At 73.7% G+C, this 18,723-nt stretch carries 13 protein-coding genes; 6 read left to right on the forward strand and 7 right to left on the reverse strand.

Going from position 1 to position 18,723, the window contains the following annotated elements:
- Nucleotides 1-56: 56 nt before the first annotated feature.
- Together ACIRQF_RS18080 and ACIRQF_RS18085 are read left to right on the forward strand one after the other, a co-directional pair.
- Nucleotides 57-713 carry a response regulator gene (locus ACIRQF_RS18080; protein ID WP_404093236.1) on the forward strand — a complete coding sequence of 219 codons (657 nt, stop codon included), beginning with the start codon at nt 57-59 and terminating at the stop codon, nt 711-713.
- Nucleotides 706-2,301, forward strand: coding sequence for a histidine kinase (locus ACIRQF_RS18085; protein WP_404093238.1), 1,596 nt, complete (start codon nt 706-708; stop codon nt 2,299-2,301). Before ACIRQF_RS18080 ends, ACIRQF_RS18085 begins: the two co-directional genes overlap by 8 nt.
- A 4-nt stretch (nt 2,302-2,305) precedes the next feature.
- Here the strand turns inward: ACIRQF_RS18085 and ACIRQF_RS18090 are convergent, their stop codons facing one another.
- From ACIRQF_RS18090 to ACIRQF_RS18120, 7 genes are all read right to left on the reverse strand, one after another.
- A complete protein-coding gene (locus tag ACIRQF_RS18090) occupies nt 2,306-3,520 on the reverse strand; it encodes an alginate lyase family protein (protein WP_404093240.1) in 1,215 nt (404 codons plus the stop codon).
- A 146-nt stretch (nt 3,521-3,666) separates the two neighbouring features.
- A complete protein-coding gene (gene glgP, locus ACIRQF_RS18095) occupies nt 3,667-6,222 on the reverse strand; it encodes an alpha-glucan family phosphorylase (RefSeq protein WP_404093243.1) in 2,556 nt (851 codons plus the stop codon).
- 75 nt (nt 6,223-6,297) lie between these two features.
- Nucleotides 6,298-7,626 carry an FAD-dependent monooxygenase gene (locus ACIRQF_RS18100; protein WP_404093245.1) on the reverse strand — a complete coding sequence of 443 codons (1,329 nt, stop codon included), beginning with the start codon at nt 7,624-7,626 and terminating at the stop codon, nt 6,298-6,300.
- A 27-nt stretch (nt 7,627-7,653) separates the two neighbouring features.
- Entirely contained in the window at nt 7,654-8,754 is a 1,101-nt protein-coding gene (locus ACIRQF_RS18105) for a monodechloroaminopyrrolnitrin synthase PrnB family protein (RefSeq protein WP_404093248.1), read from the reverse strand.
- Between the two features lie 60 nt (nt 8,755-8,814).
- The gene (locus ACIRQF_RS18110; RefSeq protein WP_404093251.1) at nt 8,815-9,054 is read right to left on the reverse strand and encodes a hypothetical protein; all 240 of its coding nucleotides are present in this window, start codon (nt 9,052-9,054) and stop codon (nt 8,815-8,817) included.
- A complete protein-coding gene (locus ACIRQF_RS18115; protein ID WP_404093254.1) occupies nt 9,051-10,463 on the reverse strand; it encodes a 4-hydroxyphenylacetate 3-hydroxylase family protein in 1,413 nt (470 codons plus the stop codon). Before ACIRQF_RS18115 ends, ACIRQF_RS18110 begins: the two co-directional genes overlap by 4 nt.
- Nucleotides 10,464-10,714: 251 nt before the next feature.
- Nucleotides 10,715-11,719 (reverse strand): AraC family transcriptional regulator, encoded by a 1,005-nt coding sequence (locus ACIRQF_RS18120; protein WP_404093258.1) that lies wholly within the window; start codon nt 11,717-11,719, stop codon nt 10,715-10,717.
- Between the two features lie 118 nt (nt 11,720-11,837).
- Between ACIRQF_RS18120 and ACIRQF_RS18125 the strand changes: the two genes are divergently transcribed.
- The 4 genes from ACIRQF_RS18125 (at nt 11,838) to ACIRQF_RS18140 (ending at nt 18,380) form a co-directional block, all read left to right on the forward strand.
- Nucleotides 11,838-12,767, forward strand: a complete 930-nt coding sequence (locus ACIRQF_RS18125) for an SDR family oxidoreductase (RefSeq protein WP_404093261.1) — start codon at nt 11,838-11,840, stop codon at nt 12,765-12,767.
- 333 nt (nt 12,768-13,100) lie between these two features.
- Entirely contained in the window at nt 13,101-15,095 is a 1,995-nt protein-coding gene (locus ACIRQF_RS18130; protein ID WP_376632580.1) for an alpha-1,4-glucan--maltose-1-phosphate maltosyltransferase, read from the forward strand.
- On the forward strand, nt 15,092-16,786 hold the full coding sequence (gene treS, locus ACIRQF_RS18135; RefSeq protein ID WP_376632579.1) for a maltose alpha-D-glucosyltransferase: 1,695 nt from the start codon (nt 15,092-15,094) through the stop codon (nt 16,784-16,786). The genes ACIRQF_RS18130 and treS overlap by 4 nt, the downstream gene beginning before the upstream one ends.
- Before the next feature lie 244 nt (nt 16,787-17,030).
- On the forward strand, nt 17,031-18,380 hold the full coding sequence (locus ACIRQF_RS18140) for a maltokinase N-terminal cap-like domain-containing protein (RefSeq protein WP_376632577.1): 1,350 nt from the start codon (nt 17,031-17,033) through the stop codon (nt 18,378-18,380).
- Nucleotides 18,381-18,723: the final 343 nt, after the last annotated feature.

Here is an 18,723-nt window from a genome sequence, read left to right on the forward strand (position 1 = left end):
GACGCCCGGAGGGAACGTTCCCTCCGGGCGTCCGCGCGTCTGCGTAGGGTGGCCTGATGATCAGGGTGCTCCTTGCGGACGACGAGGCGATGATCCGGGCCGGGGTCAAGGCGATCCTCGCCACCGACCCCGGGGTCGAGGTCGTCGCCGAGGCCGGCGACGGACACGAGGCCGTCGAGCTCGCCCGGCTCCACCGGCCCGACGTCGTCCTCCTCGACATCCGCATGCCCCGGCTCGACGGGCTCGGCGCGGCCGAGGAGCTGCGGCGGGCGGTGCCCGGGGCGGCGCTCGTGGTGCTCACCACCTTCTCCGAGGACGCCTACATCGAGCGGGCCCTGGGCAGCGGGGTCAGCGGCTTCCTGCTGAAGTCGGGCGACCCGCGGGAGCTGATCGCCGGAGTGCGGGCGGTCGCCGAGGGCGCCGCCTTCCTGTCCCCGGTCGTCGCCCGCCGCGTCATCGACACCCTCGGCGGTGCGCGCTTCAGCCGGGCCGCCGACGCGCGGACCCGGCTCGCCCCGCTGACCGGGCGCGAGCGCGAGGTGGTGGCGCTGGTCGGCGCGGGCCTGTCCAACCAGGAGATCGCCGAGCGGCTCCACGTGGTCGAGGCGACGGTGAAGGCGCACGTGAGCGCGGTCCTGGGGCGGGTCGGCCTGCGCAACCGGGTGCGGCTGGCGATCCTCGCGTACGAGGCGGGTCTGGTCCCCGATGCGTGAGGCCGCCCGCGAGCGGGCCTTCGACGTGCTGCTGTGGCTGCTGCTGTGCGTTCCGGTGGTGCTCACGTCGGACGACGGGGGTTCGTGGACCCAGGTCGCGGTGGGCGTGGCGCTGCTCGCGCTGTGCGTGGCGCTCGGCCGGCGCCGGCCGGTGCCGGCGCTCGCCCTGACCGTCGTGGTCTCGCTGACGCACGGCACGGAGCTGTTCACGCCCTCGTACGTGCTCGCCCTGGTCGCCTTCGGCTATCTCGCCGGGCGCCGTGAGGAGCGGACCCGGCCGGCCCTGTGGCTGTTCGGGGCGGTGCCGGTGGCGGGTCTGGTCCTCGTCCTGGTGACCGGCGGGACGCCGGCGCACTGGTTCGCGCTGCTGCTGTCGCTGGCCCTCGCCGTGGTCGCGCCCTGGCTGATCGGGCGGTACGTGCGGCAGTACGACCGGCTGGTGCGCAGCGGCTGGGAGCTGGCCGACCGGATGGAGCGCGAGCACGCGGCGGTCGCGGACCGGGAGCGGCTGCGCGAGCGGTCCCGGATCGCGGGCGACATGCACGACTCGCTGGGCCACGACCTGGCCCTGCTCGCGCTGCGGGCCGGCGCGCTCGAACTCGACCCGGCGCTCGGCCCGGAGCAGCAGCGGGCGGCGGGCGAGCTGCGCAGGGCGGCCGCGGACGCGACGGCCCGGCTGCGGGACATCATCGGGGTGTTGCGCGAGGGGGACGACGAGGCGCCGGTCGCGCCGCCCGACGAGACGGTGGCCGAGCTGGTGGCCCGGGCCCGGGCGTCCGGCATGGCGGTGACGCTCGCGGACGCGGCGGAGCCGCCGTCGGAGATGGCCGCACGGGCCCTGCACCGGGTGGTGCAGGAGGGCCTGACGAACGCGGCGAAGCACGCGCCGGGCGCTCCGGTGGCGGTGGTGGTCGAGCGGGGCCCGGGGGTCGTGCGGGTGCGGGTCGTCAACGGGCCGGGCCCGGGGGCCGGTCCCGGGGCGGGCCCCGTGCACGGGTCCGGGCGCGGGGACGCGCCGCCCGTGACGACCGCCTCGCCGGGTCTGGCGCCCTCGGGTCTGGCGCCCTCGGGTCTCGCGTCCGGTGGGGCCGGACTGGTCGGGCTGGACGAGCGGGTGCGGCTCGCGGGCGGCTCGCTGCGGCACCGGACCACCGCCGAGGGCGGATTCGCGCTGTCGGCCGTACTGCCGCTGCGGCCGCCCGCGCCGCGCCCCGCCGCGCCGCGGTCGGCGCGGGAGCTGGACCTGGCGCGCCGGCAGGTGCGCCAGGGGCTGGCGCGGGCGATCTGGATCCCGCTGGCGCTGCTGGCGGCGCTCGGGCTGCTGATGGCGGGTGTCGCCCTCTACACCCAGCACCAGACGTACCTGGAACCGGAGGACTACGCCCGGATCCGGGTCGGTCAGACCCGCGCCGAGGTGGCCGGGTACCTGCCGGACCGGCATCTCGACGGGCGCCCGCAGCGGGTGCCCGTCGAGCCGCCGGGCATGGACGAGTGTCTGTACTACCGCGCGACCATGCTCGCGGCGATCCCGGTCTACCGGCTCTGCTACGTGGACGGGAGGCTGGCCGGCAAGGCGGAGCTGGGCTGACGGGTCAGTTCGGGTTCGCGGCGTGGGTCAGGGTCTCCCAGGAGACGAAGTAGTTGTCGGTGCCGGCCGGGCGGCGCCCCTCGGTGTAGACGCCGGTGTTGGTCATGCCGATGCCGAGGCGGTGGTGGAGGGCGTTGTAGCCGACCTCGGTGACCGGGCCGAGGCCGAGCTTGACCGAGCCGCCGCACAGCCAGGACGGGACGGCGGCGCCGTTCTCGTACCTGGTGTGGAGGCCGAGGGCGTGCCGCAGGCGTTCGGAGACCCGGGGGTAGAGGTCCTGGCCCTGGAGGCGGCTGGTCTCGGCGGTGTGGACGGCGGCGGCGAGGCCCCAGCCGGTGTGGCCGAAGTCCCGGCAGGTCTCCTGGGAGAGACCGTCGGCGAAGGTGCTCTGTCCCTGCCAGTACTTCACGATCTCGTCGCGGGTGTCGACGGAGCTGTTCGGCGGCGGCTTGGGCAGGGCGCCGTCGCTCGTGAGGTAGATGTACGCGGGGACCCGGCCGAGGTAGGTGGCGACGGCCCTGTCGTAGGCGGCGCGGTCCTCCAGGTGGACGGCGATGCCGATCGCCGCCTCGGTCATGATCAGTTCCCAGTTGCCGTTCTTGGTGAGGGCGGCGCCGCCGGAGACCTCGGGCAGGTAGACGTTGCGGAGCATGGTCGCGAAGCGTCCGGCGTTCGGCCAGCCGCCGGTGTAGGTGTACTTGATCAGCTCGGCGGCCCGGGGCCAGGAGGAGCCGGCCCAGCCCGTCTGGAGCGGGGCGTTGGAGTTGGTGTGGTCCTGGATCACGGCCGACCAGGCGTCCATGATCTCGATGGCCTTCTTCGCGTGCCGGGCGTCGCGGGTGAGGTACCAGGCGAGGGCCTGGGTGTAGGCGGCGACGGCGTCCTGACGCTCGTCCGTGCAGCCGAGGTTGGGGTTGGAGGAGGAGCCGCACTCGACGATCGCGCGGGGCTTGGGGGCGCGGGTGAGCGAGGCGTAGGGGCTCGCCATCATCTGGTCGTAGGCGCCCTTCCAGGGCTGGGCGCCGGCCTGGACCCTGGTGCGGACGAAGTCGAGCTGCGCGGTGCCGACGAGGACGCCGGGGTGGGTGAAGGCGGCGGGGGCCGCCGGGGCCGCGGCGACGGCCGGCGCGGGGCCGGCCGGGGGTCCGGCGGCGGCCGTCGGGACCGCGAGGAGCGCGACGGCCGCCGTGAGGGAGAGGACCAGAGCTCGAAGGCGCATGTGGGGGGTACCTTTCGCTCGCCGATGTTCAGGCATGTGAACACGGATCGGGAGAATGAACTCCGCGTCGAGCGTGGAACCTAGAGGCACCCCATGAACACGTCAAGACCCTGGTCCAGACCACCAGTTCACCAGCCTGGGGCCGGTCAGCGCAACAGCACGCCGCCCTCACCCGCCGCCTCCACCGGCAGCGCGACCAGGCCCAGTTCGGCCGGATGGGCCAGCAGCGGATGCGTGGGCAGCACCCGGACCGTGCAGCCGAAGGGGCCGGTGCGGTCCAGGGACAGCGCGCCCGCGTACGGCAGCCGGCCCTCCAGGTCCGGCCGGTCGGCCGGCTTGAGCACGCTCGTCCGCGGGTCGAGCAGCCGGTCGTCGGCGTCCACCCGGCCCGTCACGGCCTGCACCTCGACGTCCTCGGGACCGAGCTCCCCGAGCGCCACCCGGACCCGGACCGCCGGGGTGGCGCCCAACTCCGCGTCCACGTCGCCCTCCAGACCGTCACCGACCTCCACGTGGTCGACCGACACCTTGGGCCACGCCCCGCGCACCTTGGCCTTCCAGGCGGCGAGCTCACGGGCCTCGACCGGGCCCAGCGCCCGGTGCGCGGCGGCCGCCGGGGCGTAGAGCCGCTCCACGTACTCACGGACCATCCGGTCGGCGAGCACCCTGGGCCCGAGATCGGTCAGGGTGCGCCGCACCATCGCCGTCCAGCCGGCCGGCACCCCGTCCGGGCCGCGGTCGTAGAAACGGGCCGCGACTCCGCGCTCGATCAGCTCGTAGAGCGCGGCGGCCTCCAGGTCGTCGCGGCGCTCCTCGTCGCGGGCGGCGGCCCCGTCGGCGGTGGGGATGGCCCAGCCGAAGTCGGGCTCGAACCACTCGTCCCACCAGCCGTCCAGGACCGACAGGTTGAGACAGCCGTTCAGGGCGGCCTTCATCCCGCTGGTGCCACAGGCCTCCAGCGGCCGCAGCGGGTTGTTCAGCCACACGTCGCAGCCCGGGTAGAGCCCGCGCGCCATGCCCATCCCGTAGTCCGGCAGGAAGACGATCCGGTGCCGCACCCGCGGGTCGTCGGCGAACCGCACCAGCTCCTGCACGAGCCTCTTCCCGCCGTCATCGGCCGGATGCGCCTTGCCCGCGACGACCAGCTGCACCGGCCGCTCCGGGTGCAGCAGCAGCGCCCGCAGCCGGTCCTTGTCGCGCAGCATCAGCGTGAGCCGCTTGTACGAGGGGACGCGACGGGCGAAGCCGATGGTGAGCACGTCCGGGTCCAGGACGGAGTCGGTCCAGCCGAGTTCGGCGGCCGCGGCACCGCGCTGCCGCCAGGAGGCCCGCAGCCGTGCCCGTACGTCCGTCACCAGACGTTCGCGCAGGGTGCGGCGCAGCTCCCACAGCTCCCGGTCGGAGGCGTCGGGAGAGAGCACGGCGACCTCGGGAGCCGTCCAGGTGGGGGCGTGGACCCCGTTGGTGACGGAACCCAGCGGGATCTCCTCCGGGTCGAAACCGGGCCACAGCCCCGCGAACATGGCGCGGCTGACGGCGCCGTGCAGCGTGGAGACACCGTTGGCGCGCTGGGCGAGCCGCAGGCCCATCGCGGCCATGTTGAACACCCCGGCCTCGCCGCCGAGCGGGGTCTCGTCGCCGAGGGCGAGGATCCGGGTGGTGTCGACGCCGGGCAACGCGCCGTCGTCGCCGAGGTGCCGGGCGACCAGGGCCCGGTCGAAGCGGTCGATGCCGGCCGGCACGGGGGTGTGGGTGGTGAAGACCGTGCCGGCCCGGACCGCCTCCAGGGCGGCGTCGAAGTCGAGCCCCTCCCGGCCCAGTTCACGGATGCGTTCGAGGCCGAGGAAGCCGGCGTGCCCCTCGTTGGTGTGGAACACCTCGGGCGCGGGGGTGCCGGTGAGCCGGCAGTAGGTACGGACGGCGCGGACACCGCCGATGCCGAGCAGCATCTCCTGCAGCAGCCGGTGCTCGCTGCCGCCGCCGTAGAGCCGGTCGGTCACCTCGCGCTCGCCGGGCGCGTTCTCCTCGACGTCCGAGTCGAGCATGAGCAGCGGGACCCGGCCGACCCGGGCGATCCAGATGTGGGCGTGCAGGCTGCGGCCGCCGGGCAGCGCGAGGGTGACCCGGGCGGGCCCCCCGTCGGACTCCCGGAGGAGGGAGACCGGCAGCTCGCCGGGATCGAGGACGGGGTAGTGCTCCTGCTGCCAGCCGTCGCGGGAGAGCGACTGGCGGAAGTAGCCGTGGCGGTAGAGCAGGCCGACGCCGATCAGGGGCACGCCGAGGTCGCTGGCGGCCTTGAGGTGGTCGCCGGCCAGGATGCCGAGCCCGCCGGAGTACTGCGGCAGGGCGGCGGTGACGCCGAACTCGGGAGAGAAGTACGCGATCGAGGCGGGCGGTTCGCCGGACTGCCGCTGGTACCAGCGGGGCTCGGTCAGATAGTGGTCGAGCTCCTCGGCGGCGGCCCGCAGCCGGGCCAGGAATTCCTGGTCGGCGGCGAGCGCGGCCAGCCGTCCGGCGTCGATGGCGCCGAGCGCGCGGACGGGGTCGCCGTCGGCGGCGCGCAGACCCTCGGGGTCCACGGACTCGAAGAGCTCACGGGTGGGTTCGTGCCAGGACCAGCGCAGGTTGCGCGCCAGGTCGGCGAGGGGTCGAAGGGTGTCGGGGAGGACGGGACGCACGGTGAATCGACGGATTGCCTTCACGTGTTCCACCTTCGCAGGCCGTGACGGAGCGGAGCGGAAGCACCACGCTGTGCTTCCGCGGTTCCGCCCGGGAGCCTAGGCGACCGGGGTGCTCCGCGCCACGGCGCACGCGGGGAGGTACGGCGGCCCGTAGGGGGAGCCCAGGTTGACCGTGGCCGGGTCGAGGGCGCCGGTGGCGGCGTACCGGCCGGCGATGGCGGCGAGCTCCTCGGCCGGGATGACCTGCCGGATGTCGTGGAAGCCGTGCGGGGCGCGCCGGTGCGCGAGGTCGATGACGACCTCGGGCCCCTGCTTCCGGTTGGCCCGCTGGAGCGCGGTGGTGACGGGGCGCCGGCCGGCCTCGTAGGCGCGCAGGGCCGCGGCGGGCTCGCGGTGCGTGGCCAGGGCGTGGGCGAGGGCCCGCGCGTCGATGACGGACTGGCCGGCGCCGTTGGAGCCGACCGGGTACATGGCGTGGGCGGCGTCGCCGATGAGGGTGGTGCGGCCGTGGCTCCAGCGGGCGAGGGGCTCGCGGTCGACCATCGGGTACTCGTGGGCGGTCTCGGCGGCCCGCAGCACGTCGGTGACCCGGAGTCCGTCGAACTCCCAGCCCTCGTAGTGGCGCAGGAAGGTGTCCACGCCGACGGGCCGGTTCCAGTCGCCGAGGAAGTGCCCGTCGGGGACGCCGTCGGCGGGCCGGGCGAGCGCCCAGTTGACCAGGACGTGGCCGTCGACGGGCCGGCTCATCGGGTAGACGACGGCCTTCTGCCGGTCGTCGCCCGCGATCAGCATGAAGCGGGCGGCCGCGGTCTGCGGCATCCGGGAGACGCCGCGCCACACCAGCATCCCGTTCCACGGGGGGTGCCCCTCGCCGGGGTTGAGGGCGGCGCGGACGGCCGAACGGATGCCGTCGGCGCCGACGAGCACGTCCGGTTCGAGGGAGGCCCGCCCGGCCCGGCCGGCGACGTCGCGGTGCTCGATCCGGAGCAGCGGCCGGCCGGCGCCCCGGGCCTCCACCCCGGTCACCCGGACACCGGTGAGGACGGCGGCGTCGCCGAGCCGGTCCCGTACGGCGTCGCCGAGGACCCGCTGGAGGTGGGCGCGGTGCACGGACAGCTGGGGCCAGCGGTAGCCGGCGCCCAGGCCGCGCGGTTCGCGGGATATGAGCCCGCCGGAGCGGTGGTAGTAGCGCAGTTCCCGGGTGCGCAGGGCGGCCCCGGCCTCCAGGGCGGGGAGCAGGCCGAGCGCGTCGAGTTCGCGGACGGCGCCCGGCATGAGGTTGAGCCCGGCACCGACCGGCCGGGCCCGGCGGGCAGCCTCGACGACGGTGATCCGGTGGAAGCCGACGGCGTGCAGGGCGAGCGCGGCGGTGAGCCCGGCGATGCCGCCGCCGGCGATCACGACGTGGGGGGTGTGGGGGGCCATGGGGTTCTCCGTGGGGACGTCGGGGACTCAGCAGACGGCGCGGCGGACCAGCGTCTCGTTGTCGCGGGTGAGTTCGAGGATCGTGCGGAGCAGGGCGACCGGAGCGCCGCCGCTGCCGACCTCGTAGCGGCGCAGCTCCTCGCGGTAGGCCTTGCGGGCGAGGGTGATGTGCCGGGCCCGGAAGGACTTGAGGATGTGCAGGACCCGGGTGAGGGACCGGGCCGAGGCGGCGAGCTCCGGGGGCAGCCGATCGGCGCTCTCCCAGCTGATGGCGGCGGACACCTTGCTCACGGCGGAGACACCGCCGTGGTGGCGGGCGTGGAAGGCGCGCCAGGACGGCAGGGCGTACGGGAGCGAGTCGGCCAGGAAGGCGTCGTAGGCGGGGTCCGAGCGGTCGCACTGCCAGAGCGTCAGGTCGACCAGCCAGAGCGGTACCTGGGCGGCGGCGGGGCCGAGGTAGCTGCGCCCGTCGATGTCGATCTCCTCGAAGTAGGGGCGCAGCGTGCGGGCGAAGTACTCGGGCGTGACCTGGGCGACGGTGAGGTCGATGGCGTCGACGACCGCCTGGACGTGGTGGGCGGTGCGGTCGAGGGCGAGGGCGAAGCCGGGGTCGTACGGTTCGAGCCGGGCGATGCGGGCGCAGGTGTCGAGGGCGGCCACGAGCCCGGGGAAGGCCATCCGGACGGCCTCCTGGAGGTGGCCCTCCATGGGGTGGCCGGTGTAGGTGCGCCGGCGGGGGCCCGGCGGGTTCCAGGCGGTGTAGTGGTGGACGGTGTCCCGGGGCACCATGTCGGTCCGCCGGCCGAGGAGTTCGAGGATCGGCAGCACCTCGGGGACGGCGGCCACCGGTTGTACGCCGTGACGTTTCAGCGAGCCGAGCAGGATGCCGAGGTCGCGCATCGCGGCGAGGGCGGCGACCACGTTCCACTCGGCGGCGCGGTCGGCGTCCGGGACGAGCGCGCGCAGCGCCACCGTCAGCGCGGCGGTGTCGGCGTCCGCGTTCATCGCCGGCAGTGCGGCGAGCACGGCGTCCCCGCCGAGCGGATCGGCGGCGCGTATGTCGGCCATGCGGTAGCGCGGGTCGGTGCGTTCGTCGAGTCCGGGCACGACGAGGTCGTACAGCGTCACGGAAGCCCCCTCGGGAGAGGTAGGTGGGTGTCGGGGTCGGCGGACCGCCCGGGGCGGCGGTCAGCCCGGTGCGCCCGCCCGTTCCCGGCGCGGGGGCGCCGTGGCGGAGGCGGGCGGGCGCGGCCGTACGGGGAGCGGCTCGGCGACGCCGGCGAGCGCGGCGGGCACGGGGAGTGCCGCTCGGGGGCCGCGGGGAGGGGCGGCGGGGGTGGGGGTTCCGGTGGTGCCGGTGGCGGCGGTGACGATGTGGCGGCTGCGGAGCGCAGCCGGGGCGGCCCGGCGCCGGGGGGCGGTCCTCACCGGACGGTCCCGAGGTCGTAGCCGTCGAGACAGGCGCGGGCGAGGGCCTCGCAGTCCTCGGCGGCGCCGGCCCAGGTCTGCATGGTGAGGTAGACGTGCGGGGCGCCCTGGTGGAGGCGCTCGTACTGCTCGTGGCGGCCGGCGAACCCGGAGCCGAGCGCGTCCCAGGCCAGCTTCAGGAGCTTGATCCGCTCCTCCGCGGGATCGGCCGGGCTGCCGGCGTACTCCCGTAACAGCGGACCGAGTTCGGGGTGGAGCAGGTCGCGGCCGCTCGCGGGCTGCTGGCCCAGGGCGCCGCCGGCCAGCAGCCGGATGTCCTGGACGGCCCGCGGATACAGCTCGCCGGCCGCGATCCGCTGGGCGAAGGAGATCTCCTGCCCGGTCCGCACCCCGCCCCGCCCGCCGTCGACCTCTTCCCAGGAGGCCTCGGCGGCCAGCACGAAGGCCTTGGCCTGGGCGACCATGCCGAGCAGCCGTCCGACGGCCTGGGTGACGGCGGGCAGCCGGTCGGTGCCGTTCGACCGGGCGATCAGCACGGCGAGCCCGGTGAGGAACTCGAGCTTGGTCCAGAAGCGGGTGGCCGACTGGTGCGTGAAGTTGAGGTAGGCGGGGGTCTCCCACCAGACGGCCGCGGTGGTGGCCGGGTCCCGGTAGGTGAGCACCCGCTCCCAGGGCACGAACACGTCCTGGCAGACGAGGAGCGCGTCGTTCTCGTCGAAGCGGGCGGACAGCGGCCCGTCGAACACGGAGCGGGCGCGCTGCTCGTACGAGGTGCGGGAGATCAGCTTCAGTCCGGGCGTGTCGACCGGTACGGAGAAGGTGAGGGCCTGCTCGACGGCGTCCGGGGCGAGGGGTTCGATGGTGCCGACGAGGACCTCGTCGGCGAACACGGCGCCGGTGCCGACGGTCTTGGCCCCGCGCACGACGATCCCGCCGTCCCGCTCCGCGACCACGCGGACGGCCCCTTCGGGAGGATTCGTCAGCGTGAAGGCGCAGTGCAGATCGCCCTCGGCGAGCCGGCGGTGCAGGGCGAGCGCGTGCTCCGCGCCGTCGAAGCCGCCGCCGGTGAACACCGCGGGCAGTGCCGCGAACCCGGCCGCCCCGGAGGCCATGTGGTCGGGCGTCCGGCCGAGGAAGCCGTAACTCGCCTCCGCCCACACCTTGTACGCCCGCCGCCGGGCCACCAGGTCCTCGTACGAGCGGGGCACGGCGTACGCCCGGTGCACGCCGTCCTTCCGCAGGACAGGACGGAGCGCGGGATCGGCGGCGAGGTCGAGGAGCCGGGAGAAGGAGCCCGCCGCGGAGCGGAAGGCGGGGTGGGCGGTGACGTCCTTCACGCGCTCGCCGTCGAGCCAGATCTCCCGCCCGTCGCGCAAGGCCTCCAGATACTCCTGCCCGGACCTCGTCACCGGTGTATCGCCTCTCCTCGGGGGTGCCGCGGGCTCCCGCACCCGACGTGCGTGGGGGGGGACGCCGCGGCCGTGCCGCTCCGAGCCTCCACGGACCGGCCCCCCGGCACAATGAACGACCGTCCAGACCTCCTTAAGAACCGGCCAGCCGACGAACCCTCCGCGCGCACCGCGCCGGTCGGCTCGCGCATCCTCCCCGGCCGGTCCGCACTCCGCCTCCCTGACCCCACCGGGCGCGGGCCCGGCCCGCGTCAGGCGGCGCTGGCGACCCCCGTCCGGTACTCCCCCGGCGTCATCCCGAACCACTTGCGGAAGGCGAGGTGGAAGCCGACCGCGCTCTGGTAGCCGACGCGGGGCGGGACGGAGGACTGGGGGAGGTCGGTCTCGGTGAGGAGGCGGGCGGCCTCCTGCATGCGGCGGGCGGTGAGATGGCGGGCCGGGGACTCGCCGACGAGTTCGCGGAAGGCGGCGGTGAAGGCGGAGCGGGACATGCCGACCTCGCGGGCCAGCGAGTCGATGGTCCAGGGCTCGGTGAACCGGGTCGCGATCATCACCAGCGCGCGGCTGATGCCCGGGTGGCGCAGCACCGGCAGGGAGGCCGGGTTGTCGGCGAGTTCGCACAGCAGCGGGCGGAGCGCGAGGACGAGGGCCATCTCGAAGGCGCGCAGGGTGATGAGCCGGTCGCCGGGGCCGATGGGCCGGTCGGTGGAGGCGAGCAGCCGCAGGGTGTCGCGGAGCAGGGGTTCGCGGTCGACCTGGGCGCCGTCGAGGACGAGGGCCCAGGGCAGCGAGCGGTAGAGGCCGGTGGCGGCGCTGGCGTCGTAGTGGAGTCCGGCGCACAGCAGCCGGCTCTCGGCCCCGGTGCCGTCGATGCGTATCTCGCCGGAGGTGCCCGGCCGGCGCTCCGGGAGTACGGCCTTGAGCGGCAGGCCCTGCCGCTCGGGGCGGTCGGAGAGGCGGTGCGCGGTGCCGGTGGGGAAGACGATCAGGTCTCCGGCGCACAGTTCGATGGGCGCCTGGTCGTCGCCGGTGATCCAGCAGCCGCCCTCGACGATGTAGTGGAGGACGGCGCAGCCCTCCTCGGCGTCTCCTTCGATGGCCCAGGGGGCGCTGACGTGCCATCGGCTGTCGAAGACGCCGGTGAGGCGGAGCGGTTTGAGGAGCTCGCTCAGCAGGTCGTCGTGCTCGCCCTCCGGCCGGCCTCCTTCGCCCGGCTCCGTACGACGGTCAGTGCCCTGGGTACCCACGATGTCCATGGACGATCCTTCAACTTCCGCCCCTGTTTGTTAATTGAACGGATGAAGCCGCCGCCACCAGCCTGGAAAGACTGCCGGAAGGCGGCGGTCACAGCCTATCGAAGGGCCTCATCGACACATGTCCAGTCAGAATCCGATGCGGGTGGCGGTCGTGGGGGCGACCGGGTTCCAGGGAGGTGCCGTGGCCCGGCTGCTCGTGGAACGGCACCACCGCGTACGCACCCTGACCCGCCGCCCGGAGGGCGACCGCCCGCCGCTGCCGGGGGCGGAGTTCGTGCCGGGCGAGCTGGCGGCGCCGATGGACGTGCGGCACCTGTTCGAGGGTGTGACACACGCGTTCGTGACGATGCCGCTGGTGTACGAGCCGGGGCGGGTGCGCGCCTACGCGGAGAACATCGCCCGGGCGGCGCGCGAGGCCGGCGTCGAGCGGCTCGTGTTCAACACCAACACCCGGATTCCGCAGGGCCCGACGTCCGTTCCGGCCTTCGAGACCCGGCGGATCGCCGAGGAGGTGTTCCGGGCCGGCGGGCTGCCGCTGGTCGTCGTCCGGCCGCCGGTCTACCTGGACAACCTGTTCTCGCCGTGGAACGGGCCCGGCCTGGTCAACGAGGGCGTGCTGGCCTATCCGCTGGCGGCGGCCGCGCCCACCGCGTGGATCTCGCACCGGGACCTCGCGGAGGCGGCGTACGCGGCGCTGACCCGGGACGGCGTGGAGGGGCGCACCTTCGACATCGGCGGCGCGCTCTCGCTGACCGGCGCCGATCTGGCGGGGGCGTTCGGACGGGGCCTGGGGCGCGCGGTGCGCTATGTGCCGCTGCGGCCGGAGCTGTTCGAGCGGGCGGTGGCCAGGCTGCTCGGCCCGGAGACCGCGGCCGGAGTGGCCGGGATCTACCACTACATGGCGACCGGCGACGACCCGCTCCTGATGGCCGGCGACGACGGGGTGTCGGCGGACGCCCTCGGGCTGACGCCGGCCCCCGTGGAGGAGTGGGTGACCCGTCAGCCCTGGCAGGTGTGGTCGAGCGACACGGAGGAGCAGCCCGCCTGAACACCTGCCGTACGAAGGCCTCCTGGGTCCGGAGCCACGGACCGGACCCGGGGGAATCGGCCCCGTCCCACAAGGACGGGGCCGAATTCTTGTCCGGGACGCGTTCTTGCCGGTGTGCCTACGCCCTAGTAGTTAACAAAGCGCCGGATTGCCCACCCGAAAACGGGGGGAAGGCTCCTTCTCGTACCCCTCCGTACCCGATGCAGCCCCGCCATCCGAGTGAACGTGTACCGGAGCGGCCATGCCCCCGACCCACCGGCCGTATACGGAGCTAGAAAGAGCGCACACCACCCGCACCCTCGCTAACCCTCAGGTGATGCCGTGAATCCGCTCATGGGACGTATTCCCGTACTGGACGTCCGCCCCCTGGTCGACTGTGGCCGCCGCCCCGCCAAGGCGGTGGTGGGCGAGACCTTCGAGGTCACGGCCACCGTCTTCCGCGAGGGGCACGACGCCGTCGCCGCCAATGTCGTCCTGCGCGGTCCGTCGGGCCGGCCCGGCCCCTGGATCCCGATGCGGGAGCTGGCGCCCGGCACCGACCGCTGGGGCGCCGAGGTCACCCCCGACGCCGAGGGCCTGTGGACGTACACGGTCGAGGCCTGGAGCGACCCGCTCGCCACCTGGCGGCACACCGCGAAGATCAAGATTCCGGCCGGCATCGACTCCGAACTGGTCCTCGCCGAGGGCGCGGAGCTGCACGAGCGGGCCGCGAAGGGCGTGCCGAAGAAGGGCGGCGGCCGGGAGGCGGTGCTCGCCGTCGCGGACGTGCTGCGCGACGAGTCCCGGCCGGCCGCGGTCCGGCTCGCGGCGGCGCTCGCACCCCGGGTCATGGAGGCACTGGCGACCCATCCGCTGCGTGAACTGGTGAGCGCCTCCCCCAAGTTGCCACTGCGGGTGGAGCGGGAGCGGGCGCTGTTCGGCTCCTGGTACGAGTTCTTCCCGCGCTCCGAGGGTGTGCGGAAGGTCCGCGGCCGGACGCGGCCCGGCACCTTCCGGACGGCGGCGGAGCGGCTCCCGGCGATCGCCGCGATGGGCTTCGACGTGGTGTACCTGCCGCCGATCCACCCCATCGGCGTGACCCACCGCAAGGGTCCCAACAACTCGCTGTCGGCGAGCCCGGAGGACGTGGGCGTGCCGTGGGCGATCGGCTCGCCGGAGGGCGGGCACGACGCGGTCCACCCGGACCTGGGCACCCTGGAGGACTTCGACGCCTTCGTGGCGAAGGCGCGCGAGCTGCGCCTGGAGATCGCCCTGGACTTCGCGCTGCAGTGCTCGCCGGACCACCCGTGGGTGGAGAAGCACCCGGAGTGGTTCGCCCGGCGCCCCGACGGCTCGATCGCGTACGCCGAGAACCCGCCGAAGAAGTACCAGGACATCTTCCCGATCGCCTTCGACAACGCCGCCGACAACATGGACGGCATCGTCGCGGAGACCGTGCGGGTGCTGCGGCACTGGATGGACCACGGGGTGCGCATCTTCCGCGTGGACAACCCGCACACCAAGCCGGTGGTGTTCTGGGAGCGGGTGATCGGCGAGATCAACGGGGCCGACCCCGACGTGATCTTCCTGGCGGAGGCGTTCACCCGCCCGGCGATGATGCACACCCTCGGCGCGATCGGCTTCCAGCAGTCGTACACGTACTTCACCTGGCGCAACACCAAGGACGAGCTCACGGAGTACCTCACCGAGCTCTCCGGGGACGCCGCCGCCCATATGCGGCCCAACCTCTTCGTGAACACCCCGGACATCCTCCACGCCTACCTGCAGAACGGCGGCCGGCCGGCCTTCGAGGTGCGCGCGGTGCTCGCCGCCACCCTGTCCCCCACCTGGGGCATGTACGCCGGCTACGAGCTGTGCGAGCGCACCGCACTGCGGGACGGCAGCGAGGAGTACATGGACTCCGAGAAGTACCAACTGCGCCCTCGCGACTGGGAGTCGGCGGAGCGCTCCGGCGCCTCGATCGCCCCGCTGATCACCGCGCTGAACCGGATCAGGCGCCGCCACCCGGCCCTGCGACGGCTGCGGAACCTGACCTTCCACCAGACCGACAACGACGCGGTGATCGCGTACAGCAAGCGGTCGGGGCCGAACACCGTCCTGGTGGTCGCCAACCTCGATCCCCACCACACCCAGGAGGCCACGGTCTCGTTGAACATGCCGGAACTCGGCCTCGGCTGGCACGAGACCGTGCCGGTGCGCGACGAGCTCACCGGCGAGACCTATCACTGGGGCAGGTCGAACTACGTACGCCTGGAGCCGGGTGTCACACCCGCGCACGTGCTCGCCCTGCGACCGTCCCCGCAGACCGGAGGGTCACCCACAAAATGACAGTCAACGAACCCGTCCCCGACACCTTCGAGGACACCCCCGCCAAGGACCGCGATCCCGAGTGGTTCAAGCGGGCGGTCTTCTACGAGGTCCTGGTGCGTTCCTTCCAGGACAGCAACGGCGACGGAGTCGGCGACCTGAAGGGCATCACGTCCCGCCTGGACTACCTCCAATGGCTGGGCGTGGACTGCCTCTGGCTGCCGCCGTTCTTCAAGTCCCCGCTGCGGGACGGCGGCTACGACGTCGCCGACTACACCTCCGTGCTGCCCGAGTTCGGCGACCTCGCCGACTTCGTGGAGTTCGTGGACGCGGCGCACGCGCGCGGGATGCGCGTGATCATCGACTTCGTCATGAACCACACGAGCGACGCCCACCCGTGGTTCCAGGAGTCGCGCAGCGACCCGGACGGGCCGTACGGCGACTACTACGTCTGGGCCGACGACGACAAGCAGTACCCGGACGCCCGGATCATCTTCGTCGACACCGAGACGTCCAACTGGACCTTCGACCCGGTCCGCAAGCAGTACTACTGGCACCGCTTCTTCTCGCACCAGCCCGACCTCAACTACGAGAACCCGAAGGTGCAGGAGGAGATCCTCTCCTCTCTCCGGTTCTGGCTGGACCTGGGCATCGACGGCTTCCGCCTCGACGCCGTGCCGTACCTCTACCAGGAGGAGGGCACCAACTGCGAGAACCTGCCGGCCACCCACGCCTTCCTCAGGAAGGTCCGCAGGGAGATCGACGAGCACTACCCGGACCGGGTGCTGCTCGCCGAGGCCAACCAGTGGCCGGAGGACGTCGTCGACTACTTCGGCGACTTCCGCTCGGGCGGCGACGAGTGCCACATGGCCTTCCACTTCCCGGTGATGCCGCGGATCTTCATGGCCGTGCGGCGGGAGTCGCGGTACCCGGTCTCCGAGATCCTCGCCAAGACCCCGGAGATCCCCTCGGGCTGCCAGTGGGGCATCTTCCTGCGCAACCACGACGAGCTCACCCTCGAGATGGTCACGGACGAAGAGCGCGACTACATGTACGCCGAGTACGCCAAGGACCCGCGGATGCGGGCCAACATCGGCATCCGGCGGCGGCTCGCCCCGCTCCTCGACAACGACCGCAACCAGATGGAGCTGTTCACCGCCCTGCTCTTCTCGCTGCCGGGATCGCCGGTGCTCTACTACGGCGACGAGATCGGCATGGGCGACAACATCTGGCTCGGCGACCGGGACGGGGTGCGCACCCCGATGCAGTGGACCCCGGACCGCAACGCGGGCTTCTCCTCCTGTGATCCGGGGCGGCTCTACCTGCCGGCCATCATGGACCCGGTCCACGGCTACCAGGTGACCAACGTGGAGGCGGGGATGGCCTCGCCGTCCTCGCTGCTGCACTGGACGAAGCGGATGATCGAGATCCGTAAGCAGAACCGCGCCTTCGGGACGGGCTCGTACACGGAACTCCCGTCGTCGAACCCGGCGGTGCTCGCCTTCCTCCGGGAGGACGGCGACGACCAGGTGCTGTGCGTGAACAACTTCTCCCGGTTCGCGCAACCGACCGAACTGGACCTGCGCCGCTTCGACGGGGTCAAGCCGGTGGAGCTGATCGGCGGGGTGAAGTTCCCGGCGATCGGACAGTGGCCGTATCTGCTCACGCTGGCCGGACACGGTTTCTACTGGTTCCGCCTCAAGCGTTCCTGAAGTACCGTCAATTGAGCGTGTGGGGCGGTTTCCCCCGCCCCACACCGGGAACTGTGTCTCTCACACGATTCACGTGATTCAGGTCAGCTCAGGTCCATACGGGCCTTCTTGCCGGGCCCATACGGATCTTCCCCTTCCGACACGTCCCGCACAGCCGGACAGCCGAAGCCGCCATCCGGGACACTCTGCGCATTTGAACGCATACGAACTCCCATTGCGCACCCCGGGGAAAGGACGCGATGCCATGCCGGAGACCGCATCCACCACCCGGGCCCCGGACGCCCTCCTTCCGTCACTCACGCCCCTGCTCCACACCTGGCTGCCCCGGCAGCGCTGGTTCGCGGGCAAGGGCCGCCGGGTCACCGGATTCACCCTGGACGCGGCCACCGAGCTGCTGCCGCTGGACGGCACCGGACCCGGACTCCTCCACCTGCTCGTACGGGTCGAACAGCCCGGCCGGCCGGCCGGAACGCCCGCCGACTGCTACCAGTTGCTCCTCGGCGTACGGCCCCAGCTGCCGCCGCGCCTCGCCCCGGCCCTGATCGGCCGGATCCGCCAGGGCCCGCTCGCCGGGCGCGCGGTCTACGAGGGCCTGCGCGATCCGCGGCTCGCCGGACTGCTCTACGAGCGGCTGCGCAGCCCCGGCCGGACCGGCCCGCTGCGCTTCCACGCCACGTCGCCCCTGCCGCCCGCCCTCGCTCCCCGGATGCTGGACGCCGAGCAGTCCAACTCGTCCCTGGTCTACGGAGATTCGTTCATCCTGAAGATTTTCCGGCGGGTCAGCCCGGGCGCCAACCCGGACCTGGAGCTGCCCCTCGCCCTCTCCCGGGCGGGCTGCGAACGGGTCCCGGCGCCCGTCGCCTGGTTCGAGACCGGCGCCGCGACGCTGGGCGTCCTCCAGCCCTACCTCCGCGACTCGCGGGACGGCTGGCGGCTCGCGCTCGACGCGCTCGCCGACGGGCGGGAGTTCACCACCGAGGCCCGGGCGCTCGGCCGGGCCACGGCCGAGGTGCATCTCGCCCTCGCCACCGCCCTGCCGACCGAGCGGCTGCGGCGGGAGGGGGCCCGGCACGTGGCCGCCGCCATGGACGCCCGGCTGCACGCCGCCGCCCAGGCGGTCCCGGCCCTGCTGCCGCACGTGCCGGGCCTGCGGGCCGTGTTCGCTGCGGCCGGGGACTCGCTGGGTGCCGGGCGCCTCCAGCGCATCCACGGCGACCTGCACCTGGGCCAGACCCTCCGGGGCTCCGACGGCGCGTGGGCGGTGATCGACTTCGAGGGTGAGCCGGCGAAGTCGCTGGACGAGCGGCGCAGCGCGCAGCCGCCGGTCCGCGACATCGCGGGCATGCTGCGCTCCTTCGACTACGCGGCACGCACCCACCGTCCCTGGAACGCGGCCTGGGCGGCCCGCTGCCGTGCCGCCTACTGCGCCGGTTACGCGGAGGCCTCCGGCACGGATCCGCGGGACCATCCGGCGCTGCTGCGCGCCTACGAGACCGACAAGGCGGTCTACGAGGTCGTCTACGAGGCGCGGCACCGGCCGGACTGGCTCCCGGTCCCGATGGCCGCCATCGAACGCCTGGCAGGCCCCGAGTGACCCCACCCCCGACTCCCCGCCCACCCCCGAACCCCGCCCGCCCCACGCCGGGACCGCACCCCGCCGTGCCCCTCACCCACCCGCCGGCGCATGTCCACCCCGCGGCGACGCCCACCACCCACCCCGTCACGGGCAGTCGTTCCGCAGGGGCGGAACGGGCGGGCACAACGGAACACCCCGCCGTGCCCCTCACCCACCCACCGACGCATGCCCGCCCCGCGGCGACGCCCACCACCCACCCCGTTGTGGGCAGTCGTTCCGCAGGGGCGGAACGGGCGGGCACAACGGAACACCCCGCCGTGCCCCTCACCCACCCACCGACGCATGCCCGCCCCGCCGCGAA

It is taken from the genome of Streptomyces sp. NPDC101191, assembly GCF_044767915.1.
In the GTDB taxonomy this organism is placed as follows: Bacteria; Actinomycetota; Actinomycetes; order Streptomycetales; family Streptomycetaceae; genus Streptomyces.

Coding starts and splice junctions, on each gene's coding strand:
- treS (WP_376632579.1), top strand. CDS start 15,092: ATGACAGTCAACGAACCCGTCCCCGACACCTTCGAGGACACCCCCGCC.
- ACIRQF_RS18120 (WP_404093258.1), bottom strand. CDS start 11,719: ATGGACATCGTGGGTACCCAGGGCACTGACCGTCGTACGGAGCCGGGC.
- ACIRQF_RS18140 (WP_376632577.1), top strand. CDS start 17,031: ATGCCGGAGACCGCATCCACCACCCGGGCCCCGGACGCCCTCCTTCCG.
- ACIRQF_RS18085 (WP_404093238.1), top strand. CDS start 706: ATGCGTGAGGCCGCCCGCGAGCGGGCCTTCGACGTGCTGCTGTGGCTG.
- ACIRQF_RS18090 (WP_404093240.1), bottom strand. CDS start 3,520: ATGCGCCTTCGAGCTCTGGTCCTCTCCCTCACGGCGGCCGTCGCGCTC.
- ACIRQF_RS18100 (WP_404093245.1), bottom strand. CDS start 7,626: ATGGCCCCCCACACCCCCCACGTCGTGATCGCCGGCGGCGGCATCGCC.
- ACIRQF_RS18080 (WP_404093236.1), top strand. CDS start 57: ATGATCAGGGTGCTCCTTGCGGACGACGAGGCGATGATCCGGGCCGGG.
- ACIRQF_RS18125 (WP_404093261.1), top strand. CDS start 11,838: ATGTCCAGTCAGAATCCGATGCGGGTGGCGGTCGTGGGGGCGACCGGG.
- ACIRQF_RS18130 (WP_376632580.1), top strand. CDS start 13,101: ATGGGACGTATTCCCGTACTGGACGTCCGCCCCCTGGTCGACTGTGGC.